Origin of the sequence: Prauserella sp. PE36, assembly GCF_003311655.1 — a bacterium.
Lineage (GTDB): Bacteria > Actinomycetota > Actinomycetes > Mycobacteriales > Pseudonocardiaceae > Prauserella_A > Prauserella_A endophytica.
The window spans coordinates 92,695-117,375 of the sequence record NZ_QEQT01000107.1 but is presented as its reverse complement, the minus strand read 5'-3'; the positions used below and the strand labels follow the sequence as shown (position 1 = coordinate 117,375).

Genomic DNA, 24,681 nt, shown 5'->3' with positions numbered 1-24,681 from the left:
AGTGAAGGCCACCATGCCTGCGTTCAACGCAGTGAAGGTGGCCTTCACTGCGGTCGTCTGGGCCCTGCACTGCGGTCAGGGTCCGTGCCAGGTGCCCGACAGGCGGCCTCTCCACCGGCAGCTGCGGGCTACAGGGGCTCGTCGTGGTCGGCGCACCGCTACTGTCCTGGACGGTGGCGATCCTGTCGTCGTCGCTCTCGCAACGGAAGGAACCGAACGTGGAGATCAACGGTCATCGCCCGCAGGTGCACGACACGGCGTGGGTCGCGCCGGACGCCCGCCTCTGCGGCCAGGTGACGCTGCACGCCGAGGCCAGCGTCTGGTACACGTCGGTGCTGCGCGCCGACCTGGACTCGATAACGGTGGGCGCCGGCAGCAACATCCAGGACGGCTCGGTGGTGCACGCCGACCCCGGTTTCCCCGTGACCATCGGTGAGGGCGTGAGCGTCGGCCACCGCGCAGTGCTGCACGGCTGCACGATCGAGGACGACGCGCTCGTCGGAATGGGGGCGGTGGTGCTCAACGGCGCGGTCGTCGGCCGTGGCTCGCTCATCGCGGCGGGTGCCGTGGTGCTGGAGGGCACTCAGATTCCGCCGGGTTCGCTGGTGGCGGGCGTGCCGGGCAAGGTCCGCCGGGAGCTGACGGCCGAGGAGCGCGAGAGCACCGTTCACAACGCGGAGGCCTACCGGGCGCTCGCCACCATGCACGCGAAGGCCTCCAGCGCCGACTGATCACCTGAACGGGCTAGCCGGTGGATCTTCACCGGTCGCCGTGTTCGCGTGGTTTCATCCGTATTGGCAGGATGAGACCATGGGCGGAGCGCTGGTGAGGGCCCACAGCGCGGACTAATCGAGGCACAGGTGATGATCGTGACCGGTCCACTCTCATCGGGGCGGCAGGCGCCCGGTCTGCCCCGCCTTCCGACACCACCCACCGGCTGGCCGATCGGCTCGTACGGCACGTACGAGGAGGCGCAGCGAGCCGTCGACTACCTCGCCGACAACGACTTCACCGTCCAGGACGTGACCATCGTCGGCGTCGACCTCATGCTCGTCGAGCGCGTGATCGGCAGACTCTCCTGGGGCCGCGTGCTGGGCACCGGCGCACTGTCCGGCGCCTGGTTCGGTCTCTTCGTCGGCCTGCTGCTCGGCATGTTCAACAGCTCGCAGGGCATGTCGTACGCGCCGGTCCTGGTCGGCCTGATCGCCGGTGTGCTGTTCGGCGTGGTGTTCGCCGCGCTCAGCTACGCGTCGTCCCGAGGGCGGCGCGACTTCTCCTCGGCGAGCCAGCTGGTCGCGGGCCGGTACGACGTCCTGTGCCAGCCGCGCAACGCCGAGAAGGGCCGCGATCTGCTCGCGAAGCTCGCGATGGGCAGGTCCGGCTGACGTTTCGTGGCCGCAGGGTGCCACCGACGGAGCAGGTCCGGCACTGAATCGTTACGGTGAGTGCTTGCGTGCTCTGATCGGCGGGCATAGGTTTTCGGCACCGGTCAGCGGCACACGGATGGTTGCCGTGAGGTTGGTTCTCACGCACGACGGGGTGCGAACGGGTTTCCCGCCCTGTCTGCGTGACATGGGAGGGAGACCAGATGGCGAAGCCCCCGACGTGGTCAAGGCGAGGCCGACCGCCCGCCAGGGCCGCGGGTCTACTCGGAGCGACGGTGGTGGGCGCGGGCCTGCTCACCGCCTGCGGGACCGAGGGCGGGATGAAGATCAACGTCTACTACGCGCCCGAGGACAACTTCCAGACGGTGGTGGACAACTGCAACGAGGACGCGAACGGTCGGTACGAGATCGTCTACAACAAGCTCCCGCGTGACGCGGACGGCCAGCGCGAGCAGATGGTGCGCAGGCTGGCCGCCGGAGACGACACGATGGACGTGCTCGGTCTCGACGTGACGTGGGTGCCGGAGTTCGCCGAGGCGGGCTGGGTCGAGGAGTGGACGGGCGCCAACAAGGCGGAGGCCGAGCGAGACGTCCTGCCCGGACCGCTGGAGACGGCGACGTGGAACGGCAGGCTGTACGCGGCGCCGAAGAACACCAACGTGCAGCTGCTGTGGTACGACGACCGCATCACGCCGGAACCCCCGCGCACGTGGGACCAGATGATGCAGATGTCCCGCGAGTTGCAGGAACGCGGTGAGCCGCACGAGATCCTCTTCACCGGGGCCCAGTACGAGGGCCTGGTGGTGGTCTACAACTCGATCGTCGAGTCCGCGGGCGGGCGCATCCTCTCCGAGGACGGGCAGTCGGTGGTGATGGACGAGGGCGCGGTGCGCGCGCTGGAGATCCTCAAGGAGGTCAGCGCCTCCGGGCTGACCGACCCGTCGCTGACCAACATGGAGGAGGACCAGGTTCGCCTTGCGATGCAGGAGGGCCGTGGCGCGTTCGAGCTGAACTGGCCGTTCGTCTACGCCTCCTACGCGTCGGAGAAGCCGGATGACCTCGAGCACTTCAAGTGGGCGCCGTACCCCGGCGTCGGGTCGAACGGCGACGGCCGCACCACGATCGGTGGCTACGACCTGGCGGTCAGCTCGGCGTCGCAGCACAAGCCCGAGGCGTTCGAGGCGGCGTTGTGCCTGCGGAGCGCGGAGAACCAGAAGTTCTCGGCGCTCAACGACGGTGTTCCGCCGACGATCGAGTCGGTCTACACCGACCCGCGCCCGCTCGACCCCTCGAAGCCTGCCGACCCGGAGAACAACCCGAGCATGGCGACCGAGTATCCGATGAAGGACACGATCCTGGAGGCGCTGAAGAACGCGGCCGTGCGGCCGTTGACTCCGGCGTACCAGAACCTGTCGACGGTGATGTCGAAGGTGCTGTCCCCGCCGTCGGACATCGATCCGGAAGGCACGGCGGAGCAGTTGCGTGAGCAGCTGACCGACGCGCTCGACTCGAAGGGCGTGATCCCATGAGCCACGCAGTCACCGAGGCACCGGCGAAACCCGCGCCTGCCAAGGGAAAACCGGCGCTGAGCGAGGGCAAGCGCGCGGAGCGGCGGCTGGGGCTGCTGCTGTGCGCGCCCGCGGCGATCGTGATGATCGCGGTGACGGGCTATCCGATCGGGTACTCGATCTGGTTGTCGTTGCAGCGGTACGACCTGCGGTTCCCGGACGAGCGGCAGTTCGTGGGTTTCGAGAACTACGTCGCGGTGCTCAGCAATTCGTACTGGTGGACGGCGTTCGGCACCACGATGTTCCTGACCGTGGTGTCGGTGGCGATCGAGCTGGTGCTGGGCATGGCGCTGGCCTTGGTCATGCACCGGACTCTCGTCGGCCGGGGGCTGGTGCGCACGGTGACGCTGATCCCGTACGGGATCGTCACGGTGGTGGCGGCGTTCTCGTGGTTCTACGCGTGGACCCCGGAGACGGGATATCTGGCCAACGCGCTGGCCGGGGAGAGCGCGCCACTGACCCAGCAGTGGCCGTCGCTGTGGTTGATCATCCTGGCCGAGGTGTGGAAGACGACGCCGTTCATGGCTCTGCTGCTGATGGCGGGGCTCGCGCTGGTGCCGGACGACCTGCTGAAGGCGGCGTCGATGGACGGGGCGAACGCGTGGCAGCGGTTCACGAAGGTGATGGTGCCGGTGATGAAACCGGCGATCCTCGTGGCGCTGCTGTTCCGCACGCTCGACGCGTTCCGCATCTTCGACAACATCTTCGTGCTCACCAACGGCGCCAACGACACGTCGTCGGTGTCGATGCAGACCTACAACAATCTCATCAAGGGTTTGAACCTAGGCATCGGCTCGACGATGGCCGTGCTGATCTTCATCACGGTCGCCATCATCGCGTTCATCTTCGTCAAGGTGTTCGGGACGGCGGCACCGGGTAGCGACCAAGGGGGTAGGCGCTGATGGCCATCGGAGGTGCGGTCACGACGGGCCGCAAAGCCAGGTGGGCGCTCGTCGACGTGATCGTCGTCGTGTACGCGCTGTTCCCCGTGCTCTGGATCGTCTCGCTGTCGTTCAAGTCCAAGGAGACGTTGTCGGACGGCAACTTCATCCCGCGCGAGTGGACGTTCCAGAACTACGCCGACATCTTCGCCACCAACGAGTTCATCCGGCCGCTGATCAACTCGCTGGGCATTTCGATCATCGCGACGCTGATCGCGGTGATCCTGGGCATGATGGCGGCCTACGCCATCGCCAGGCTTGACTTTCCCGGCAAGAAGCTGCTCGTCGGCATCTCGCTGCTGATCGCGATGTTCCCGCAGATCTCGCTGGTGACACCGCTGTTCAACATCGAACGCGAGCTGGGGCTGTTCGACACCTGGCCCGGTCTGATCCTGCCCTACATCACCTTCGCGCTGCCGCTGGCGATCTACACGCTGTCGGCGTTCTTCCGCGAGATCCCGTGGGAGCTGGAGAAGGCGGCCAAAATGGACGGTGCCACCCCGGGACAGGCGTTCCGGAGGGTCATCGCCCCGCTGGCCGCGCCTGGCGTGTTCACCACGGCGATCCTGGTGTTCATCTTCTGCTGGAACGACTTCCTGTTCGCCATCTCGCTGACGTCGACCGAGGCGTCGCGCACGGTGCCGGCGGCGCTGTCGTTCTTCACGGGTACCTCGCAGTTCGAGGACCCGACCGGGACGATCTCCGCGGCGGCCGTGGTGATCACCATCCCGATCATCCTGTTCGTGTTGTTCTTCCAGCGCCGCATCGTCGCGGGGCTGACCTCCGGTGCGGTTAAGGGGTAACGCAATGGCTGAGATCGTGCTCGACAAGGTGACCAAGCGGTACCCGGACGGAGCACTGGCAGTGTCCGAGATGGACATCGAGATCGCCGACGGCGAGTTCGTGATCCTCGTCGGGCCCTCCGGCTGCGGCAAGTCCACCGCACTCAACATGATCGCGGGACTGGAGGACATCTCCTCCGGCGAGCTGCGCATCGACGGCGCCCGCGCCAACGAGAAGGCACCCAAGGACCGCGACATCGCCATGGTGTTCCAGTCCTACGCCCTCTACCCGCACATGAGCGTGCGGGAGAACATGGCCTTCCCACTGCGGCTGGCGAAGGTCGACGACGCCACCGTGCGCTCCAAGGTCGAGGAGGCGGCAGCGATCCTCGACCTCACCCAGCACCTCGACCGCAAGCCGTCGAACCTCTCCGGCGGCCAGCGCCAGCGCGTGGCGATGGGCCGGGCGATCGTGCGTAGCCCCAAGGCGTTCCTCATGGACGAACCACTGTCCAACCTGGACGCCAAGCTGCGTGGCCAGATGCGCACCTCGGTGTCGAAGCTGCAACGCCAGCTCGGCACCACCACCGTGTACGTCACCCACGACCAGACCGAGGCCATGACCCTCGGCGACCGGGTGGTCGTGCTCCGCGGCGGGATCGTGCAGCAGATCGGCTCGCCGCAGTTCCTCTACGACCACCCGGCGAACCTGTTCGTGGCCGGGTTCATCGGCTCGCCGTCGATGAACTTCGTCCCCGCGACCCTCGAGGACGGCAGCCTGAAGACCCCGCTGGGCACCATCACGCTGACCGACCGCGTCCGCCGCCTCGCCGAGGCGGCCGACGCGCCCCGCGAGGTCGTGGCCGGCATCCGCCCCGAGCACTTCGAGGACGCGGCGCTGATGGAGGAGTCGCACCGCCAGGGCGGCTCGACGTTCACGGCGACCGTCGACGTGCTGGAGTCGATGGGCGCCGAGAAGTACGCCTACTTCACCGTCGAGGAGGAGCTCGCCACCACGGCCGAGCTGGAGGAGCTCGCCGCCGACGCCGGCGCCACCGACGTCCCCGGCACCGGCTCCGCCATCGTCACCCGGCTTTCGGCCAGCTCCGAGGCGCGGGAAGGCCAGCCGCTCGACGTCTGGTTCGACCCGGACCGTATCCAGCTCTTCGACCCCGCCAACGGAACCAATCTCACCTACTCGGGTTAACGCCCACCTGCCCCCAAGGCCACCTTTGCTTCGCCCGCCCGTCTCCCACCACCACCCAAACGGAGACGCTGACGCGCCGCAGCGTTGGTTCAACGCACCAAAGGTGGCCTTGGGGGCCTTTCTCTCCGCGTGTTCTCAGGGAACAGGTGCGACGATCTCGACGTTGACCTGAGGGAGCCTCGCGGTAGGGGAGGTCCGGATTGAACGCAGGGGGTCCGAGCGTCAGACGCGCTCGCTGGGCGGGTGCGTTCTCCGTGCTGGCCTGTGCACTTGCGGTGTTCGCGTTGCTGACGCTCGCGCGTTCGGTGCTCGCGATGACCTACCTGAACGTTCACTTCGCCGACGAGGTCGACCCGCTGTCGCGCGCGGTCAGTTACTACGTCTTCGTGGAGCGTGGCGCCGAAACATTCGACGCCGCGCTTTTCGCTGTCGCCATGGCGACAGCCACTATCTTGGTCGGCATGGCGCAGCTGCGCGTCCGCCTCGGTGCGCGCGCCGTGGTCGGCTTCGGCGCGTGGTGTGTCGCGCTGGTCCTTTGCGCCGTGTTCCCCACCGACAACTCCCCGCGCATCGAGACGGCCAGCGGCTGGATCCACCAGTTCGCGGGTGCCTCGCTGTTCGTCACGCTGCCGCTGGCGGGGCTCGCGCTGGCAAGGGCCCTCGGCACGCAGCCCGGCTGGGCGGACACGGCGCGCGTCCTGCGCGGGCTCGCGCTCGGCGGCGTCGTGCTCGCGCTGGCCTACCTCGCCGCCCGGTTGCCGGATCTCCTGGCGTGGTGGGAGTTCCCCGGTGTGCTCGACTGGCGGGCGGTCTCGGGCCTGATCCAGCGCGGCCTGTTCACACTCGAGCTGGCCATGCTGCTCGTGCTCGCGGTCCGCCTGCTCGTGGTGTCGTGGACGGCCATCCGCGCGCCCCGGCGCACCGCCGACGGGCCGGTGCTGACGTCATGATCACCGTCGCGATCTTCTTCGCCGTGCTCGGCGCGGCGTGCAGCGCGATCGGCGCGCAGCTGCAACACGACGGGGTCCGCGCCGAGACCAAGGGCGGCAAGCTGACGCTGCGCAAGCTCGGCGACCTGGTGCGCAATCCGCTGTGGGCGCGTGGGTTCGCCGTGCTGTTCGCCTGCGCCGTGCTGCAGATCCTCGCGCTCACCTTCGCCCCCGTCACCGTCGTAGCGCCCATCGTGGTGCTGGCGCTGCCGATGGTCGCCCTGCTGAACGCGCGCGAGCTGGACGTCCCTGGCTGGATCGCCGTCGGCGCGACCACGGCGGCCATCGTGCTGTTCGTGACCCGCACGGCCGGTGAGGTGACCGAGCAGGAGATCCCGGCGAGCGCGGTGCTGCTGGCCGGCCAGTTCGTGGCGCTCGGCGTGGCACTGCTGGGCCTGCTCGCGGCGCTGAGCAGGGGCATCGTGCGGTGCGTTTCGCTCGCGATGGCGGCGGGTGCCGCGTACGGGCTCGTGACGGTGCTCATCCGCGACGTGACCTACACCGTGCGCACCGAGGGCATCTCCCATCTGCCGATGCTCTCGCTGGTCGCGCTCGCGGTGGCTTTCCTCGCCGGTTCCTGGTTCATCCAGCTCGGCTACGCCAGCGGACCGCCGGACGTCGTGGTCGGCGCGCAGACCATGCTCAACCCCGCGGTCGCCACCACGATCGGCTTCGCCGTGCTCGACGAGGCGGGCGGCATCAGCTCTGACTTCCTCACCACGCTCGTGGTGTGCGGCGTGATCGCGGTGAGCGGCATCGTGGTGCTCGCCCGGCACCACCCGGAGGCCGTGGAACGCCGCCGCCTGCGCGGTGAAGCCCACACCTCCTCCTGACCCACACAACTGCAGTGAAGGCCACCTTCACTGCGTTCAACGCAGTGAAGGTGGCCTTCACTGCAGCGGGGCTGACCGTTGAGGGGTTACCTGCGGCGGCTGCGGAGGGCTTCGATCACGTCGTCGTCCCAGCGGTGGGTGCGGATGAGCCGGTAGCGCTCGCCCGCCACCCACATGTACGCCTCGGCCTCGGTTCGGTCGCCGATCAGGTCGGCCTGCCGCAGCATCCGCACCACCGGCTCGTACTCCGTCTCGTACCAGCGCGCCGCGATGGTGACCCGGTCGAGGAACGTGCCCCCGTCCTGCATGAGCCGGAACCCCCACGCCTCGACGTGCTCGCCGAGCTCCGCGTAGTCCCACGGGTCCGAGAGCACGATCGCCGCGCGTGCCTCCCCGGTCAGCGGCACACGTTCGAGGAAGAGCCGCCGGTAGTCCTTGACGATCAGGTCGCCGCGGTAGCGGATGCCGCTCGGGTTGAGCTTCGTGCGCACCTCGGTGACGTAGGCCTCGATCGATTCCAGCCCCAGTGCGTGCGCCACCGAAACGCGGTGGTGGCCGTCGATCACGAAGTGCAGCTCACCGATCCGGTACACCTCGATCGGCGGGATGGCCTCGCCGCGGCGGCTCGCCAGCGCGAGCCGTTCCCAGCGCTGCCTTACCCGCCCCGACGTGGGGCGGAACCGCCGGTCGAAGTCCCGTCCCCGGTCGACGCTGCCGACTATCGAGTCGAGCCGGATCACGCGCAGGCCGATGCGGCGCTCGCCCTCCCAGCCCAGCGCGTCGACGACCTCGTCGAACGGCAGCATGATGTTGACGTCGTCGGGCTCCCTGCGCAGCCACGTCGCCAGCCGCGAAAGGACCTGTCTGCGGCGGGCCCGCAGGAAGTCGTGCTCGGCGTCGGCCCTCGGGAACCCGGTCTCTCGCGAGCTCACGGAACTCCCACCCCCTGCCTGCCGAGTTCGAGCACGTGGGCGCCCACGACGTTGCGCACGCGCGTATCGCCCACGCGGTGCTCTCGGACCTTCTCGCCGTGCGGATGGATGTGGCCGTGCAGCAGCCAGCGCGGGCGCAGCCGCTCGACCGTCCGGTGCAGGCAGTCGAACCCATGGTGCGCGCGGTCCTCGCGGTCACCGACCCCGCGCGGCGGCGAGTGGGTCAGCAGCACGTCGACGGCCTTGCCGCGGGCCGAGCGCACCAGGCGCCGGGCGCGCCGGGCCTGCTGGCGCTGCGTCCACTGGTTCGGGCCCTCGTTGTAGCGGATCGACCCGCCGAGGCCCGCGATCCGCAGCCCGGCGACCTCGACGACGCGGCCGTCCGCGTTGACGCCCCCACACGGCCCAGGCCACCGGGCCGGGAAGCCCGCGCGCAGCACGAGCCCCCGGTAGCGGGTGAACCCGGTGAGGTCGGGGTCGTGGTTGCCGGGCACGAACACGAGCGGCTTCTCCAGCGTGTCGGCGAGGTGTTCGAGGTAGTCGAACGGCAGGTCGCCTGCACCCAGCACGAGGTCGACCGAGAGGCTCCGCACGCAGTCGGTCCAGAGCTTCTCGTCGACCTCGTCGGCGACCACCAGCGCTCGCGGCATACAGCCAGCCTAAGCGGCTATTGCGTCCCGAGCGCGTAGTCGGGGTTCTTCGCGATGACGGCGACGACCACGACGATCCAGGTGATCGCGGCGGCCAGCGCCCAGAACTTGATGTTGGTCAGCATGCGGGGCATGGCATTCTCCAGTCGCATGTCGAACGATTCGGGTCAGAGCCAGCGGTTCTTCCGGAATATTCGATAAAGCAGCAGACAGATGATGAGAATGACGGCAATGATCATCGGATAGCCGTAGCGGGAATGCAGCTCCGGCATGTAGTCGAAGTTCATGCCGTAGATCCCGGCCAGTGCCGTGGGCACCGCGATGATCGCCGCCCACGCGGTGATCTTCCGCACGTCGGTGCTCTGCTGGAGCGTGATCTTGGCCAGCGTCGCGTCGACCAGCGTCGTGAGCAGCTCGTCGAAGGACGCGACGCGCTCGGCCACGGTCGTGACGTGGTCGTGGACGTTACGGAAGTACGAGCGCACGTCGTCGGGCACGAGCCGGGTGTAGCCCTCCGACAGCCTGCGCAGCGGCGTCGCGAGCGGCGACACCGCCCTGCGCAGCTCCAGCACCTCGCGCTTCATCAGGTAGATCTGCTCGGACGTGACCTGGGTCCTCGGGGCGAAGACCTCGGTCTCCATCTCGTCGATGTCGTCCTCGATCTTGTCGGTCACCTCGAGGAAGTGGTCGACGACGTGGTCGGCGATGGCGTGCAGCACCGACGCGGGACCCGGCGCCAGCCGCTCCGGGTCGGCGTCGAGCTCACGGCGCAGGTTGGCCAGGCCTGCGTGGTTGCCGTGCCGCACGGTGATGATGAAGTCGGTGCCGAGGAAGGCCATGAGCTCGCCGGACTCGACGATCTCGTTGGCCGTGGTGGGGGAGTCGTGCTCCACGTAGCGGACCGTGCGGAACACCATGAACAACGTGTCGTCGTAGCGCTCCAGCTTCGGCCGCTGGTGGGCGTGCACGGCGTCCTCGACGGCCAGCTCGTGCAGGCCGAACGTGTCGGCGACGCCCTGGATCTGCTCGGCGTCGGGCTGGTGCAGACCGATCCAGACGAAGCCCTCACCGCGCTCCCGGACCTCGCGGATCGCTTCGGCGTGCGTCCACGGACCAGGCTGACGGACCCCGTCGACGTACACCCCGCAGTCGACCACGTAGGCCGACGGCGGCACGGGCTTCGGCGGGGTGACCGCGCGCGCCGCACGGCCGTTGCCCCGGCCGCGCAGACCACCGAGGGAGGGAATCGCAGGCATGGGAGATCTCCTGGCTCGTCACTGATGAGGACGACGCACCGGACGAAAGACGTGAAATGTCCGCCCGGCACTGCCAGCGGACCCGGCCCGGTTACCGAGAGAGAACGTGCTCGGCCCAGGAGGGAACGCCGGCTGAACTAGGGAGCGGACTATCGCCACTACTCATCGTGCGTTCCTCACCTCCTCAGGCCGAAGGGTGGTGTTACTCGCGTTGACGCACCGCGCGCCAATGGTCAAGGGTACTCCCCAACATCACTGGACGTCGCCGCAGGGCGGTGTGACGTTACCGGCAAGGAGGCTACAGCGGTGCAGTTCGGGCGGTACTACGAGGAGTTCGAGGTCGGCGCTGTCTACAAGCACTGGCCCGGGAAAACGGTGACCGAGTACGACGACCACCTCTTCTGCCTGCTGACGATGAACCACCACCCGCTGCACATGGACGCGCACTACGCGGGGGAGACCACGGACTTCGGCAAGAACGTGGTGGTGGGCAACTACATCTACTCGCTGCTGCTCGGCATGTCCGTGCCCGACGTCTCCGGAAAGGCCATCGCCAACTTGGAGGTGGAGTCACTGCGTCACATCAAGCCGACCTTCCACGGTGACACCATCTACGGTGAGACCGAGGTGCTGGAGAAGACGCCGTCGAAGTCGAAGGACGACCGCGGCGTGGTGTACGTGGAAACCCGCGGCTACAAGCAGGACGGCACCGTCGTGTGCACGTTCCGGAGGAAGGTCATGGTTCCCAAGCGTTCCTACGGCGAGGCCCGGGGCGGCGAGCAGCCGGGCCGTCCGGTGCCCCATGAGTGACCTGGACAGAATCAAGCGCCGCCTGCGCCGCTTCGCCGAGCACGACGCGGGCGGCACCTCGCCGCTGTACGAGCACCTGGCGGCGCAGGCCGCCGAGGACGACGACATCGCGGGCCTGCTGACGGCGGCGGATCCGGAGGACGCGCAGCCCACGCTGCTGCTGGCCGCCGCGCACCGGCTCGTGCAGGCCGATCCGATCCATCCGCTCTCGCGCTACTACCCGTCGCTGGGCGGGTTCGACGGCGTCGACTCGCAGACGTGGCCGCTGTTCCGCGAGTTCCTGCTGGAGCGTGCCGACAAGGTGCGTGAGCTGGTGAGCACGCGGTTCACGCAGACCAACGAGGTCCGCAGGGCGACGACCCTGTACCCGGCGGTCGCGATGGTCGCCAAGCAGGCCAAGGGCCCGAAGGGCGCGGTCGGCCTGCTGGAGGTCGGGTGCAGCGCGGGCCTGCTGCTGGGCCTGGCCACGTACGGCTACCACTACCAGTGCGACGGCGGCGAGCAGATCGCGGCGGGCCCGGCACGCACGCCCGTCGGGCTGCACTGCGCGCTGGAGCTCGGCGAGGGCGCGGCGCTGCCGAAGGTGCCGAAGAAGCTCGTGGTCGGCGCCAAGGTCGGGCTCGACCGGTCCCCGGTGGACAGTGCCGACGAGGACGAGCTCGCGTGGCTCGAGGCGTGTGTGTGGGCCGACCAGCCCGACCGGATCCGGTTGCTGCGCACGGCCGCGGCCGCGCAGCGCAAGGACCCGCCGGAGCTGGTGACCGGCGACGCCGTGGCGGATCTGGCCTCGGCGGCCGCGCGGGTGCCCACCGAGCTGCCGCTCGTGGTGTTCACCAGCTGGGTGCTCGCCTACCTTGCCGCCGAGCAGCGCGCCGCCTTCGTGTCCGCGCTCGCCGAGGTCGCCGCCGACCGTCCACTGTGGTGGGTCACGGCCGAGCCGTACGAGTCGGCGCTCGTCCACGTGCTGCCGGGCCGCGACGAGCTTGCCTACACCCGCACCGCCCAGTCCGTGCTCGGCGTGGCCACGTGGAACGGCGGCACCGTGCAGGCGCAGGCGCTCGCGCTCGCGTCCTCGCATGGTCAGCGCATGACCTGGCTTGCCCGGTAGGCCGCCGCTGGACAGGATGGGGTGATGGCAGTCACCCCGGAACACGCGGACACGTGGCACACGCCGCTCACCCCGCTGTCGTTCCTGCGCCGGTCGGCCGAGGTGTTCCCCGACAAGGTCGCGATCGCCTACGGGGAGCGCCGGCTCACCTACCGCGAGTTCGCCGCGGAGGCGACGAGAGTCGCGAGCGGACTGCGTGCGAGCGGCGTCGAGCCTGGCGACCGCGTCGCCTACCTGCTGCCGAACATCCCCGAGATGCTCGTCGCGCACTTCGCGGTGCCGCTCGCGGGCGGGGTGCTGGTGGCGATCAACACGCGCCTCGCGCCTGCCGAGATCCGGTACATCCTCGAGCACTCCGGCGCGAGGCTGCTGGTGGTCGACGCCGCGCTGCACGGCTCGGTGCCCGGTGACGCGCCCGTGCGGGAGATCGTGACCGTCACCGACCCGGCGTCCGGCGCGAGCCCGGACGCCGGTGCCGGCGGCATCTCCTACGCCGACCTGCTCGCGCGCGGGAGCGAGGAGCCGCTCCCGTGGATGGTCGCCGACGAGCGCGCCACCATCTCGATCAACTACACGTCGGGCACCACGGGCAAGCCGAAGGGCGTGATGTACCACCACCGCGGCGCGTACCTGAACTCGCTGGCCGAGCTGGTCCACTCCCGGCACACCCCGGAGTCGCGGTACCTGTGGACGCTGCCGATGTTCCACTGCAACGGCTGGTGCACGACGTGGGCGATCACGGCGATCGGCGGCACCCACGTGTGCCTGCGGGCGCCTGCCGCCGCGGAGATCTGGCGGCTGCTCGACACCGAGGGCGTCACGCACCTCAACGGCGCGCCGACCGTGCTCAACACGATCGCCAACTTCGAGGGCGCGCATCCGCTCGCCCAGGAGGTCGTGGTGACGACCGCGGGCGCGCCACCGAGCCCGACGGTCATCAAGCGCATGACGGCGCTGGGCGCGCGGCTGGTGCACGTCTACGGGCTGACCGAGACCTACGGGCCCTACACGGTGTGCGAGTGGCAGGAGGGCTGGCCGAAGCTCGACGTCGAGGCGCGGAGCAGGCTGCTGGCCAGGCAGGGCGTCGGCATGGTGGTCACCGACGGCGTGCGAGTGGTCGCCGAGGACATGACGGACGTGCCGAGGGACGGCGTCACGATGGGCGAGGTCGTGATGCGGGGCAACAACGTGATGTCCGGTTACTTCGCCGACCCCGAGGCCACGGAGAAGGCCTTCCGCGGCGGCTGGTTCCACTCCGGTGACCTGGGCGTGTGGCACCCCGACGGCTACATCGAGCTGCGTGACCGGGCCAAGGACATCATTGTGTCGGGTGGCGAGAACATCTCCACGATCGAGGTGGAGGCGGCCGTCGACTCGCATCCCGCCGTGCTGGAGGTCGCCGTGGTGGGCGTGCCGCACGAGAAGTGGGGCGAGCGGCCCAAGGCGTACGTGGTGTTGCGGCCGGGCGAGCAGGTGAGCGCCGAGGAGTTGCTGGAGCACGTCCGCGGGCAGATCGCGCGGTACAAGGTGCCCGACGTGGTGGAGTTCGTCACAGAGCTGCCCAAGACGTCGACCGGCAAGATCCAGAAGTTCCAGCTGCGCGAGAGGGACTGGGCCGGAAGGGTGAGCCGCGTCCAGGGCTAGCGGTCACCCGCGCCGTGGGGAAGCACACCCCAGTCACGCAGGGTGGCCGCGAGCCCTTCGGTGAGTTCCCCCGCCGCGGCGAGTGCTCCGAAGGCGGCGGCGTCGACCCAGCGGGCGTCGGCCGCGTCGTCGCCCGCTTTCAGCTCGCCGCCGCTCACGGTGCACGCGTAGTCGTAGATGACGTACGACCCCCTCGTCACACTGCCGACGAGCTGACCAGCGACAACGTCCAGCCCGGTCTCCTCGCGCAGCTCACGGGCCAGTGCGTCGGCGTCGCTCTCGCCCTCCTCGACCCGCCCGCCCGGCAGCGACCACCGGCCGGCCGAGGGCTCGTGGCCACGCTGGATGAGCAACAGTCGGCCGGCGTCGTCGTGCACGATGCCGCCGACGCACCGAACCCCGCCCATGTGTAGTCCTCCATGTCACGCTCGGTAGTCAATGGGGCCGATTTGCGCAGTCCGCTGACCCAAGCGCAGGACTTTCCTCCCGTAACGCTGCGCAGTGCGGTACAAACTTAGTGGCACCTTGCCACCAGGTCTGCACTCGAGAGACGGGATTGATCGCCGTGAACGCGAAAAAGCTTGCGACTTTCGCTGGTATCGCGTTGGTTCTGTTCTTCGTGATCGCCCAACCCGGAAACGCGGCGGGCCTCGTGAACAACATCATCGGCTTCCTCCGCGACGCGGCGGAGGCCGTGATCACCTTCGTGAGCAACATCTTCAGCTGATCGACGCTACCCTTCCTCTATGTTCGCTCCGCGCGACCCAGACGAGTACCTCCTCGACACAGAGCGGAGGGTCATCCGGATCAGGCGGCACTGGTCCTGCCTGGCCTGGGACATGTTCGAGGCCATCGCGCTGATCGCGATCTGCGTGATGGTGTCGTACATCCTGCCGCCGTCGATGTGGGTGGTGCAGAACATCCTCTGGTACCTGGCGCTGCTGGTCGTGCTGCGCTTCGCGTACCAGGTGATCGAGTGGTGGGTCGAACGGCTGGTCGTCACCGACAAACGGTTCATCATGACCACCGGCGTCTGGACCACGAAGGTGCTGATGATGCCGATCACCAAGGTCACCGACCTCACCTACGAGCGCTCGTTCTGGGGCCGCATGCTCGGCTACGGGACCATGGTCGTGGAGTCGGCGGGGCAGATCCAGGCGCTGAACCGCATCGAGTACCTGCCGAAGCCGGAGGAGTTCTACGACACCATCTCGGCGCTGGTGTTCGGCGACAAGGCCAAGCAGGCGGAGCGGTTCTCCATGATCAAGGCGCAGCGCGCCGCGCGGGGTAAGCGAGTGGTCGGCTGATTCCCGCGCCGGGCGCGCTGGACAATGGACCGTGTGCGCATCGACCTGCATACCCACTCGACCGTCTCGGACGGCACCGACAGCCCCGCGGAGCTGGTGGCCACGGCGGCACGCGCCGGCCTGAACGTCGTCGCGCTGACCGACCACGACACCACCGCGGGCTGGCAGCCCGCGACCCAAGCTCTGCCACCGGGTATGCGGCTCGTTCCCGGGGCCGAGCTGTCCTGTGAGTCGGTCGACGCCTACGGCCGCAGGGTGAGCGTGCACCTGCTCGCGTACCTGTTCGACCCGACGTCGCCCACGATCGTCGCCGAGCAGCAGCGGCTGCGGCGCGAGCGGCGCGACCGGCTGCGGACGATGGCGGTGCACATGGCGGCCGACGGCCTGCCGGTGGACCCCGACGAGATTCTCGGTCTGCTCGACCCGGACGCGCCCGCGGGCAGGCCGCACCTGGCGCAGGCGCTGGTGCGGGCGGGGCTGGTGTCGTCGGTCGACGAGGCGTTCACGAGCTACCTCGGCAACGGGCGGGGCTACTACGTGCCCCGCCGCGACACGCCGGTGGAGACGGCGATCGAGATGATCGCCGACGCGGGCGGCGTGACCGTGCTGGCGCATCCGTTCGCGGCCTCGCGCGGCCCGACGGTGACCCCGGAGGTGATCGCCGACCTCGCCGAGTGCGGGCTCACCGGGCTGGAGGTCGACCACCCGAACCACGACTCCGAGACGCGCGCCGAACTGCGTGACCTGGCGAAGGAGCTGGACCTGGTGCGCACGGGGTCCAGCGACTACCACGGCACGAACAAGACGATCGCGATCGGCCAGGAGACCACGGCCCCCGAGGAGTTCGAGGCGCTCGTCGCGCGGGCCTCGGGCGCCGCCGTGCAGGTGGGCTGAGCGCCGTGGCGTTCGCGGACTACTTCGACGCGAACCTGTTCTTCGAGGCCGCCATCACGCTCATCGTGATCATGGACCCGCCGGGGACCGTGCCGGTGTTCCTGAGTCTCGTCGGCCGCAAGCCGCCGTCGGCGAGGGCGAAGGCGGCGCGGCAGGCGGTGCTGGTGTCCCTGCTGGTCGTCTCGCTGTTCGCGGTGGCGGGCCAGGCGATCCTGACCTACCTCGGCATCGGCATCCCGGCGTTGCAGGGCGCGGGCGGGCTGCTGTTGCTGCTCATCGCGCTCGACCTGCTCACCGGCCGGGGCGGTTCCGAGCCCGAGGCGGCGGAGGACGTGAACGTGGCGCTCGTGCCGCTTGGCACGCCGCTGCTGGCGGGCCCGGGCGCGATCGCGGCGACGATCGTGTTCGTGCGGCAGGCCGACGGGCGGGCCGGTGCGTACGTGGCGCTGGCGCTGGCGATCGTGACCGTGCACGTGGTGCTGTGGGCGTGCATGCGCTACTCGGGCGTGCTGATCAAGGTGATCAGGGAAAGCGGGATCACGCTGCTGGCGAAGATCGCCGGCCTGCTGCTGGCCGCGATCGCCGTGCAGCTGGTCGCCGACTCGGTGCGCGGGTTCATCTCGGGGGCGTGAGGTCTCCGCTCGCGCCCCGTCCCCACCGGGAGCAAGGGAGCTTTACTACCGTTTGGCGAGAGCAAAGCTCCCTTGCTCGCCTTTCGGGCGCGGGGTTGTCGGTGGGGATACGTACGCTGGGACAGGGTGGTGTGCATGGGGCAGCTGGGCTTCGACTTCGGAGTGCAGCCGAAGCGTTTGACGAAGGTGACGCCCGCGCGGCTGTCGACGTTCGACGACTGCCCGCGTCGTTACCGGCTCACCTACCTCGACCGTCCCACCCCGCAGCGCACCGGCGCCTGGGCGCACAGCACGCTCGGCGCCGTCGTCCACAACGCCCTGCGTGCCCTCTTCGATCTGCCTGCCGACCGGCGCACGCCGGAGCGGGCCGCCGCGCTCGTCACCGAGCAGTGGAACGACGCCGGCTTCCTCGACGCCGCGCAGGCGCAGCAGTACCGCGAGCGGGCCAGGCAGTGGGTCGCCGAGTACGTCGAGCACAACGACGTCAGCGGCGACCCGGTGGGGCTCGAACGCTGGGTCTCCGCGCCCGTCAGCGCGGGTGACGGGCCGCCGTCGCTGATCGTCGAGGGCCGCGCCGACCGCATCGACGAGCGCGACGGCGAGCTCGTGATCATCGACTACAAGACCGGCAGGAAGGCGCCCGACGAGTACGAGGCCCGCGGCTCCCAGGCGCTCGCCCTCTACGCCGTGGCCGCCGCCCGCACGCTGCGCAGGCCCTGCCACCGCGTCGAGCTGCACCACGTGCCCAGCGGCACCGTCGCGGCGGCCGAGCACACGCCCGAAAGCCTGCGCAGGCAGCTCACCCGCGCGGATGAGACGGCGGCGGAGCTGCAGACCGCAACGGATACCCTTGAGGCGGGCGGAGACGCCGACACGCTGTTCCCCGCGCGCACGTCACGGCGCTGTTCCTGGTGCGACTTCCGGCCGAGCTGCCCGGACGGGCAGCAGGCGGCGCCCGCCGCCCGTTCGTGGGACCTGCTCGCGCCCTGAGCGCGGAAGACACACGTGGAGTGAGATTGCACGGGCCGAACACGACAGAGCTCGAGACGGTCGAGTTGGCCACGCCCGGCACCGGGGGGCAGCCGCCTTCTCGCCGCACGGGCCGGTGGTGGCGCGGCCTCACCGGCTCCCTCGCGGCCGGGCTGGTGGTGCTCGCCCTTTTCGTGCTCGGCGTGCAGGTCGTGAGCTGGCTGGGCGACGCCGAGGGGCCCGGACTCGTCTCCGTGCTCGGCCACCTCGCCGGCGCGGCGCTCGCCGTCATCGCTCAGCTCGTGGTGGACCGCCGTCGCGGGCGCCTCGCGGGCGTTGCCGCGCTGTGTGTGCTCGCGATCGCGGGCGGCGTGCTGTGGCTCTACTGGTGGGCCTGACTCACCGGAGCCAGGATCGCCACTCCGGCACCAGGATCTCCAGCAATCCCGGCGGGTTCTCGGTGTTCGGCGAGTGCGCGGCGCGCTCGACCACCGCGAACGGCACCTCCAGCCGCCGAGCCATGTCCTTCTGCTGCTCCACGCTCCACGCGTCGTCGTGCTCACCGGCCACCACCAGGCCCAGAGCACCGCGGTCCCGCAGCGCCGCGGCGAGCTCCTCCACCCGGTCCGGCTCCGACCGCAGGCCCGCCGCCATGCCGAGCAGACCCGCCGTGCTCGACGAGACGAACCGCGTCCGCAGGAACGCCCTCAGCTCCTCGGCCATGGCGAGCCAGGCCGGCGCCCGCGCGCTCACCTGCTCGCGGACCGCGTAGGCGGCCTCGACGCCGTGGCCTCGCAGAAGTGGCTCGCCCACGTCCAGCGCGCTGAGCCGCGCGCCGGGCGGCAACCGGTCCGGACCGCTGCCCAGCAGCGTCAGCCCGGCGACCGGCGCACCGCACAGCACCGCACCACGGGCAACCAGGCCGCCGTAGGAGTGCCCGAGCAGCAGCACAGGGAGGCCGTCGCCGCTGAGCCCCGTGATCAGCTCGGCCACCGCCTCGCCCAGCGCCAGCGGCAGGTAGCGCGACTCGTCGTCCGGGCCAGGCGACTCGTACTGGCCCGGCAGGTCGATCGCGACGGGATGGAGACCGCCCTCGGCGATGCCGTCGAGGAGCGGCGCGAAGTCCTCCTTCGAACCCGTGTAGCCCGGCAGCAGCAGCACGGTGGCCAGCGGTTCGGCGGGACGCGGCCCGGACAGCGCCGCCACGGGTCCGTACCGGCCCGCCAGCGACGTCCGGCTAGCGCCGTGCGGCGACAGCTGTGAGAAGGCGGCCGTCATCGCAGCGCCACCACGGTGCCGCCACGCTGCTCCAGCAACACCGGGCCCGCCGAGGCGAGCTGCACCTGCCCCCGGTAGCCGTGCCGGTCGACGCCCACCGTGCGCACGGTGGCGCCGGTGCCCTCGTCGACGACCGCGAGCCCGCCCTCGATCGGCACCACGTACTGGCCCGCGAACATGCCGCCGGGACCGTGCGTGCCGTCGAGGGTCCACCGCGGCGTGAGGTCCTTGCGCGAGAGGGCCACGGTGCTCGAACCCGTGAACCAGTAGATGTTGTCGGTGCCCTTGGCGGTCGGCGTCACCCCGCCCTCCGGCGCGTGCCGCAGATCGGCGGCGGGCACGTCGAGCGGGTACGCCGCCAGTTGCTCGCCCTTGGACCCGTAGAGCACCAGCTGACGGCGTTGGGGGAGCGCGACCGCGATGGTGTCGCCGGACATCGCCACCAGCCACGCGGAGGAGTCGGACAACACCGTGCTGAACACCTCCTCGGGCTCGTCGGCCTCCTCGCCGGCGGCCTTGAGCACGGTGAGGCGCGCGCCCCGTTCGCCGGGGCAGTCCTCGATCACGCCGACCTCGCCCGCGTTCGCCGCGACCGTGCCGTACGTGCAGCCCTCCCTTGGCTGCTTGCCGGGGTTGACCTTCGGGAACACCTCGCCGTACTCCAGGCTCTTCACCAGGTCGTTTCGCCACGTGTTGAGCAGGCGCTCGCCCGTGGTCGTGACGTGCCCGCCGTCGCTGACGAGCCGGGTGTTCAGCTCGGCGTCGCCGTTGCGCTGTGCGGTGCGCCTGCCGGTGGCGGGGTCGAGCTGCGTGACCTCGCTGCAGCCGGTGTCCTTGTGATAGACGGCGAGCGCCCTCGACCAGGCGCCCGCGACCGTGCACAACTCCAGGTCGCGCGCATACCGCCAGCGCACCTCACCGGTCAGCGGGTCGCGGCCGGCGACCTCGCCTCCGGAGCCGGTGACCACCGATGAGCCTTCGCTGACGGGCACCGGCGTCGCCGGGCTCTCGGCCTGCCAGATCTCCTGCAGGGACGCGGGCACCGAAGGGGGTGCGGGCGGCAGTGCCGCCGGCGGATCGGCCAGCTCGTGGCTGGTGGCCCGCTGATCGCTGAACGCCCAGACGAGAACACCGGCGACCAGCACGACCACCGTGATCAGCGCCGCGGCCACCCGGTCCCGCCTGCGGTTCCACGGCGACGGCCGGACACGGGGCAGCGCCGCGTGCCGGGACCTGCCCGGTGCGGCGTCCGCCTCGTCGGCGCGGTGCTCCGTGGCCGGTGTGAGCACGTCCTCCGTGCCGGGCGGGAGCACGGGCGGATCCGCGTCGTGCCGTTCGCGGTCGTCGTGCCTGCGATGCCGCCCGGAGGAGGTGTTCACGTGCCTTAGTCTGCCCCCGCCGACGTCTCGGCCGCGTTGGGCACCCCGGCCCTGCGCCTGCGGCGGCGGCGCGCGGGACGCTCGGCCCCCTCGCCGGTGGCCGCGTCGGCCTTCTCGTTGCTCGAGGGCGACTCGCCCGCCGGCTTCGAACCGCCGCCGCGCGTGCGGCGCCGGCTGCGGGAGCGGCCGTTCTCGGTCCCCGCGGCCGCCTCGCCGGACTCGGCGGACTCGCCCTCGGACTTCGCCTCGCCCGCGACGTCCCTGCCGCCCCGCGTGCGACGGCGCGACCTGCTGGACCGCCGGGAGGAGGCGGTGCCGGAGGAACGTCCCCTGCGCTTGCCGCCGAAGTCCTCCTCTTCCTCGGCTGCGAGACCTGCGCGGGTGCGCTTGGCCAGCGGGAGCCGACCGGTCGCGTCCTCGGGGATCTCGAGGTCGGTGAACAGGTGCTCGGAAGTGGAGTAGGTCTCCACCGGCTCTGGCATGTCGAGGTTCAGCTCGTCGGAGATCAGCTTCCAGCGCGGGATCTCGTCCCAGTCCACCAGCGTGATCGCGACGCCCGTCTTGCCCGCCCGGCCGGTGCGGCCGATGCGGTGGACGTAGGTCTTCTCGTCCTCCGGCGTCTGGTAGTTGATCACGTGGGTGACGTCGTCGACGTCGATGCCCCTGGCCGCGACGTCGGTGGCCACCAGCACGTCCACCTTGCCGGAGCGGAAGGCGCGCAGCGCCTGCTCCCTGGCGCCCTGGCCAAGGTCACCGTGCACGGCCGCGGCGGCGAAGCCCCGCTCGGCCAGGTCGTCGGCCACCTTCTGCGCGGTGCGCTTGGTGCGCGCGAAGATCATCGTCAGGCCGCGGTCCTTCGCCTGGAGCACCTTGGCGATGAGCTCGATCTTGTCGAGCGAGTGGGCCCGGTAGGCGAACTGCGTGGTGCGCTCGTGCACGGCGCCCGCGTCGTTCTCCTCTGCCCGGATGTGAGTCGGCTGGTTGAGGAACGTCCTGGCCAGCGTGATGATCGGGCCGGGCATGGTGGCCGAGAAGAGCATCGTCTGCCGCTTCTCCGGCACCATCCGCAGGATCCGCTCGATGTCGGGCAGGAAGCCGAGGTCGAGCATCTCGTCGGCCTCGTCCAGCACGAGCGCGCGGACCTTGCCGAGCACGAGGTGCCGCTGCTCGGCGAGGTCGAGGAGGCGGCCGGGGGTGCCGACGACCACGTCGACGCCCTTGCGCAGCGTCGCGATCTGCGGCTCGTACGGACGGCCACCGTAGATGGACGCGATGCGGATGCCGAGGTTCTTGCCCGCGTCGGTCAGGTCGTGGGTGACCTGCAGGCACAGCTCGCGGGTGGGGACCACGACGAGCGCCTGCGGCGTGCCGTCACCGGGCAGCTCGAGCCGCTGGAGCAGCGGGACGCCGAAGCCGAGGGTCTTGCCCATGCCGGTACGGGCCTGGCCGATGAGGTCGTCGCCCGCGAGGGCGAGCGGGAGGGTCAGCGCCTGGATGGCGAAGGTCCGCTCGATTCCGGCCGACTGGAGCGCCGAGACGATCTCCGGGCGGACGCCGAACTCGGCGAAGGTCGGGGACTCCGGCTTCACCGGGGCATCGGCCTGCAGCGGGTGCGACGTGTCGGTCGCGGGCAGGCCGCTCTCACTGTGTTCGAGCTGGACGGGGTCTGTACTTGGACTGGTGTTCTGGTCGATTGTCGATCGCCTCTCTCATACCAGCGCGCACGGCCAGGCATTACGCGGCACTCGACCACGCGGATTGCGGTCCGCTTCGCGGTTGGTCACGCGAAACGCGTCCTGCGTGGGAACACCGCTCGAGGCGTGCACGCACACTGTGTATTCACCGACGTGCGGCGGCACACGATGAAGTGACAACTTCACTATCAGTCCGAAGTGTACCTTGTCTACCTGCTCAGTCGGTGACCGTGCTCGCAATGTGTCACGTGTTGTTGGTCTCCCCGGTTACGGGGACGAGTTTCCCCACTACGGTGACACTGTGAGTGAGGCGAAGGCACAGATCGCCCCAGGGGTCGCCGACCTGCTGGGGGTGCTCGCGTACAGCGAGCTGTCCGCGTTCGACCGGCTGGCCGAGGACGCGAGGACGGCCCCCACGCTGGCCGGGCGCGCCGCGCTGGCGTCGATGGCCGCTGCCGAGATCGGCCACTACGAGATGCTCGAACGGCACCTCAGCGACCACGGCGTGGACATCGAGGACGCGATGAAGCCCTTCATGCGGCACATCGACGCCTTCCAGAACTCCACGTCGCCGAGGTCGTGGCTGGAGTCGCTGGTCAAGGCGTACGTCGTCGACAACCTCGCCGCCGACCTCTACCGCGAGCTCTCCCAGGTGCTCGACGAGGAGACCCGCAAGCTCGTGCTGACGGTGCTGGCCGACACGGGCCACTCCGCGTTCGCCGAGCGCGAAGTCGCCGCGGGCATCATGGCCGACGCCAAGCAGCGCGACCGGCTCGCGCTGTGGGGCCGCAGGTTGCTGGGCGAGGCGTTGACGCAGGCCCAGTACATCGTGGCCGAGCGCGACGGGCTCGCCGAGCTCATCGTCGCGGGCTCCGGCGATCTCTCCGGCATCGCGGCGCTGTTCCGGCGGCTGCAGCAGGGTCACACCAAGCGGATGCAGGTGCTCGGTCTCGGCTAGCCTTGACGGTGAACGAACCGGCATGAACCCAGGCGGAGGTTGCACGTGGAGGTCAAGATCGGCATCAAGGACACCCCACGGGAGCTCGTGGTGTCCAGCGGCCAGTCGGCCGAAGAGGTCGAGAAGCTGGTTGCCGACGCGCTGGGTGCCGACAGTGCCGCTAACGGCCTGTTCCGCCTGACGGACGACAAGGGCCGCAAGTACCTGGTTCCGTCGGACCGGATCGCCTATGTCGAGATCGCGCCGTCGGACGTCCGCAAGGTCGGCTTCGCCGTCGGCTCCTGACGCACTCGCGGGCCGGGGCCGTGCACGAGCCGCACGGCCCCGGCCCGCGTCGTTTTTCAGCCGTTGATCGCCTCGAGCGTGGTGGGCACCGTGAACGGGGGCGTGCTGGTGCCCATGATCCGGTAGCGGCCCCACGGGTCGGGGTCGGAGATCTCGCCCTGCGCCGTGCCTTCCGGGGTGCGGATCTCCACCTTCTTCTTCTTGCCGCCCGCGAGCGCGGAGAGCCGCTCGTTCACCTTCACGCGGCCGTACCAGTGGTAGTAGCCGTCGATCGGCTGGAAGTGGCCGCGCAGCTCCACCTCGATGTCGAGCTCGGCCTCCTCGACCAGCAGCTTCGCGGGTCCGGTGTAACCGTCCTCTTCGTGGTGGTGCTCGCTCACGATCCCTCTCCCGTCTTCTCGGTGCGCACGTGCGCCAGCTTCACGACCTTGTTCGCCTCGAGCGGCTGGTCGGGGTCGATCGTCACGCCGTGCTGGCGGGACAGGCCGTCGATGGCCGCCCAGATGATCTGCGTCAGGTACTCCACGACGCTGTCGCGGCTCATGGTCCGCTTGTCCAGCCACCACTCTCCGGTGTTCTGCACCATGCCGACGATGCCGTAGGCCCACGGCTCCGCGGCGCCGGAATCCATGTTGAACATCCGCATGTAGTCGCCGAGCAGGGCCGTCAGCGCCGTCGCGATCACTTCCTTGTCCTCGGCGACCACGTCGGCGTCCACGGGCTTGTCGGCGAACGAGTTGCGGGCGAGCAGGCGGTAGAGGTTCGGGTGCTCCTCGATCACCGTGAAGAACGCGTTGAGCGCCATGCGGATGCGGGGCACCGGCGCGAGCTCGGCGTTGATCGCCGGCATCAGTCGCTCGAACAGCAGCTCGGTGCCGCGCTGACCCAGCGCGACGTAGAGGTCGGCCTTGTCCTCGAAGTGCCGGTAGAGCACGGGCTTGGTGACGCCGGCGGCCGCGGCGACGTCCTCCATGCCGAGCTCGGGGCCGTGTTCGTCGAGCGCCTTGAGCGCGGCCTCGACGAACTCGGCGCGCCGGGCGATGCGGTGTTTGCGCCACCGGTCACGGCGGGCGTCTCCCGGGCTGCTCGGGGCCTTCTGCTTGCTGTCGCGCTTGACACGGTCGGCCATGCGGCTCATGCTACCAAAAGTAACTGTTACCCGAGGTTACATACAAGGGGA

Annotated in this window: 28 protein-coding genes; 19 read left to right on the top strand and 9 right to left on the bottom strand. The window is 69.9% G+C overall.

Features of this window, described 5'->3' with window-relative positions; all coding sequences use genetic code 11:
• Positions 1-218: 218 nt before the first annotated feature.
• The 8 genes from DI005_RS34850 (at position 219) to DI005_RS38400 (ending at position 7,705) form a co-directional block, all read left to right on the top strand.
• Positions 219-731 carry a gamma carbonic anhydrase family protein gene (locus DI005_RS34850; RefSeq protein WP_369973654.1) on the top strand — a complete coding sequence of 171 codons (513 nt, stop codon included), beginning with the start codon at positions 219-221 and terminating at the stop codon, positions 729-731.
• Positions 732-863: 132 nt separating this feature from the next.
• Positions 864-1,385, top strand: coding sequence for a general stress protein (locus DI005_RS34845; protein ID WP_112275998.1), 522 nt, complete (start codon positions 864-866; stop codon positions 1,383-1,385).
• 203 nt (positions 1,386-1,588) lie between these two features.
• Positions 1,589-2,914 (top strand): ABC transporter substrate-binding protein, encoded by a 1,326-nt coding sequence (locus DI005_RS34840; protein ID WP_112276000.1) that lies wholly within the window; start codon positions 1,589-1,591, stop codon positions 2,912-2,914.
• Positions 2,911-3,855: a carbohydrate ABC transporter permease gene (locus tag DI005_RS34835; RefSeq protein WP_112276002.1), complete on the top strand. Its 945-nt coding sequence runs from the start codon at positions 2,911-2,913 to the stop codon at positions 3,853-3,855. The genes DI005_RS34840 and DI005_RS34835 overlap by 4 nt, the downstream gene beginning before the upstream one ends.
• The gene (locus tag DI005_RS34830; protein ID WP_113644901.1) at positions 3,855-4,697 is read left to right on the top strand and encodes a carbohydrate ABC transporter permease; all 843 of its coding nucleotides are present in this window, start codon (positions 3,855-3,857) and stop codon (positions 4,695-4,697) included. Before DI005_RS34835 ends, DI005_RS34830 begins: the two co-directional genes overlap by 1 nt.
• 4 nt (positions 4,698-4,701) lie before the next feature.
• Positions 4,702-5,883: an ABC transporter ATP-binding protein gene (locus DI005_RS34825; protein WP_112276006.1), complete on the top strand. Its 1,182-nt coding sequence runs from the start codon at positions 4,702-4,704 to the stop codon at positions 5,881-5,883.
• Positions 5,884-6,137: 254 nt separating this feature from the next.
• Positions 6,138-6,833: a DUF998 domain-containing protein gene (locus DI005_RS34820; protein ID WP_233520428.1), complete on the top strand. Its 696-nt coding sequence runs from the start codon at positions 6,138-6,140 to the stop codon at positions 6,831-6,833.
• Complete coding sequence (locus DI005_RS38400) at positions 6,830-7,705, top strand: hypothetical protein (RefSeq protein ID WP_112276008.1); 876 nt, start codon at positions 6,830-6,832, stop codon at positions 7,703-7,705. Before DI005_RS34820 ends, DI005_RS38400 begins: the two co-directional genes overlap by 4 nt.
• An 86-nt stretch (positions 7,706-7,791) precedes the next feature.
• Here DI005_RS38400 and DI005_RS34810 read toward each other — a convergent pair whose 3' ends face one another.
• The 3 genes from DI005_RS34810 to DI005_RS34800 all read right to left on the bottom strand — a co-directional run bounded on the left by DI005_RS34810 (position 7,792) and on the right by DI005_RS34800 (position 10,543).
• Positions 7,792-8,637: a ParB N-terminal domain-containing protein gene (locus tag DI005_RS34810; RefSeq protein ID WP_113644899.1), complete on the bottom strand. Its 846-nt coding sequence runs from the start codon at positions 8,635-8,637 to the stop codon at positions 7,792-7,794.
• Positions 8,634-9,287: a metallophosphoesterase gene (locus tag DI005_RS34805; RefSeq protein WP_112276012.1), complete on the bottom strand. Its 654-nt coding sequence runs from the start codon at positions 9,285-9,287 to the stop codon at positions 8,634-8,636. Before DI005_RS34805 ends, DI005_RS34810 begins: the two co-directional genes overlap by 4 nt.
• Positions 9,288-9,454: 167 nt before the next feature.
• Positions 9,455-10,543: a magnesium and cobalt transport protein CorA gene (locus DI005_RS34800; protein ID WP_113644898.1), complete on the bottom strand. Its 1,089-nt coding sequence runs from the start codon at positions 10,541-10,543 to the stop codon at positions 9,455-9,457.
• Positions 10,544-10,849: 306 nt separating this feature from the next.
• Here DI005_RS34800 and DI005_RS34795 point away from each other — a divergent pair, with 306 nt between their 5' ends.
• The 3 genes from DI005_RS34795 to DI005_RS34785 are packed head-to-tail and all read left to right on the top strand — an operon-like array spanning position 10,850 to position 14,105.
• Positions 10,850-11,353 (top strand): MaoC family dehydratase, encoded by a 504-nt coding sequence (locus DI005_RS34795; RefSeq protein ID WP_110335161.1) that lies wholly within the window; start codon positions 10,850-10,852, stop codon positions 11,351-11,353.
• Positions 11,346-12,461: a DUF2332 domain-containing protein gene (locus tag DI005_RS34790; RefSeq protein WP_113644897.1), complete on the top strand. Its 1,116-nt coding sequence runs from the start codon at positions 11,346-11,348 to the stop codon at positions 12,459-12,461. The genes DI005_RS34795 and DI005_RS34790 overlap by 8 nt, the downstream gene beginning before the upstream one ends.
• A 24-nt stretch (positions 12,462-12,485) precedes the next feature.
• Positions 12,486-14,105 (top strand): acyl--CoA ligase family protein, encoded by a 1,620-nt coding sequence (locus DI005_RS34785; protein ID WP_113644896.1) that lies wholly within the window; start codon positions 12,486-12,488, stop codon positions 14,103-14,105.
• On the opposite strand, the gene DI005_RS34780 is transcribed toward DI005_RS34785, so the two are convergent.
• Positions 14,102-14,512: an NUDIX hydrolase gene (locus DI005_RS34780; RefSeq protein WP_112276020.1), complete on the bottom strand. Its 411-nt coding sequence runs from the start codon at positions 14,510-14,512 to the stop codon at positions 14,102-14,104. The two genes, DI005_RS34785 and DI005_RS34780, sit on opposite strands and share 4 nt — an antisense overlap.
• A 158-nt stretch (positions 14,513-14,670) precedes the next feature.
• Between DI005_RS34780 and DI005_RS34775 the strand changes: the two genes are divergently transcribed.
• The 6 genes from DI005_RS34775 (at position 14,671) to DI005_RS34750 (ending at position 18,305) form a co-directional block, all read left to right on the top strand.
• Positions 14,671-14,832 (top strand): hypothetical protein, encoded by a 162-nt coding sequence (locus DI005_RS34775; protein ID WP_168213889.1) that lies wholly within the window; start codon positions 14,671-14,673, stop codon positions 14,830-14,832.
• Between the two features lie 19 nt (positions 14,833-14,851).
• Positions 14,852-15,412 carry a PH domain-containing protein gene (locus tag DI005_RS34770; RefSeq protein ID WP_112276021.1) on the top strand — a complete coding sequence of 187 codons (561 nt, stop codon included), beginning with the start codon at positions 14,852-14,854 and terminating at the stop codon, positions 15,410-15,412.
• 24 nt (positions 15,413-15,436) lie between these two features.
• Positions 15,437-16,306 (top strand): PHP domain-containing protein, encoded by an 870-nt coding sequence (locus DI005_RS34765; protein ID WP_113644895.1) that lies wholly within the window; start codon positions 15,437-15,439, stop codon positions 16,304-16,306.
• 5 nt (positions 16,307-16,311) lie between these two features.
• A complete protein-coding gene (locus DI005_RS34760; RefSeq protein ID WP_112276023.1) occupies positions 16,312-16,938 on the top strand; it encodes a MarC family protein in 627 nt (208 codons plus the stop codon).
• A gap of 135 nt (positions 16,939-17,073) precedes the next feature.
• On the top strand, positions 17,074-17,928 hold the full coding sequence (locus DI005_RS34755) for a PD-(D/E)XK nuclease family protein (RefSeq protein WP_113644894.1): 855 nt from the start codon (positions 17,074-17,076) through the stop codon (positions 17,926-17,928).
• Between the two features lie 20 nt (positions 17,929-17,948).
• Positions 17,949-18,305: a hypothetical protein gene (locus DI005_RS34750; RefSeq protein WP_233520427.1), complete on the top strand. Its 357-nt coding sequence runs from the start codon at positions 17,949-17,951 to the stop codon at positions 18,303-18,305.
• Between the two features lies 1 nt (position 18,306).
• Here the strand turns inward: DI005_RS34750 and DI005_RS34745 are convergent, their stop codons facing one another.
• The 3 genes from DI005_RS34745 to DI005_RS34735 are packed head-to-tail and all read right to left on the bottom strand — an operon-like array spanning position 18,307 to position 22,153.
• Positions 18,307-19,185, bottom strand: a complete 879-nt coding sequence (locus DI005_RS34745; protein ID WP_113644893.1) for an alpha/beta fold hydrolase — start codon at positions 19,183-19,185, stop codon at positions 18,307-18,309.
• Complete coding sequence (locus tag DI005_RS34740) at positions 19,182-20,564, bottom strand: hypothetical protein (RefSeq protein WP_199543479.1); 1,383 nt, start codon at positions 20,562-20,564, stop codon at positions 19,182-19,184. Before DI005_RS34740 ends, DI005_RS34745 begins: the two co-directional genes overlap by 4 nt.
• Positions 20,565-20,569: 5 nt before the next feature.
• Entirely contained in the window at positions 20,570-22,153 is a 1,584-nt protein-coding gene (locus tag DI005_RS34735) for a DEAD/DEAH box helicase (protein WP_369973653.1), read from the bottom strand.
• A 406-nt stretch (positions 22,154-22,559) separates the two neighbouring features.
• Here DI005_RS34735 and DI005_RS34730 point away from each other — a divergent pair, with 406 nt between their 5' ends.
• Positions 22,560-23,216: a ferritin-like fold-containing protein gene (locus DI005_RS34730; protein WP_112276027.1), complete on the top strand. Its 657-nt coding sequence runs from the start codon at positions 22,560-22,562 to the stop codon at positions 23,214-23,216.
• Between the two features lie 45 nt (positions 23,217-23,261).
• Entirely contained in the window at positions 23,262-23,501 is a 240-nt protein-coding gene (locus DI005_RS34725; protein WP_110335174.1) for a DUF3107 domain-containing protein, read from the top strand.
• A 56-nt stretch (positions 23,502-23,557) separates the two neighbouring features.
• Here the strand turns inward: DI005_RS34725 and DI005_RS34720 are convergent, their stop codons facing one another.
• Together DI005_RS34720 and DI005_RS34715 are read right to left on the bottom strand one after the other, a co-directional pair.
• The gene (locus DI005_RS34720) at positions 23,558-23,881 is read right to left on the bottom strand and encodes a DUF4873 domain-containing protein (protein WP_113644891.1); all 324 of its coding nucleotides are present in this window, start codon (positions 23,879-23,881) and stop codon (positions 23,558-23,560) included.
• Positions 23,878-24,639 (bottom strand): TetR/AcrR family transcriptional regulator, encoded by a 762-nt coding sequence (locus DI005_RS34715; RefSeq protein WP_369973652.1) that lies wholly within the window; start codon positions 24,637-24,639, stop codon positions 23,878-23,880. Before DI005_RS34715 ends, DI005_RS34720 begins: the two co-directional genes overlap by 4 nt.
• Positions 24,640-24,681 lie beyond the last annotated feature (42 nt).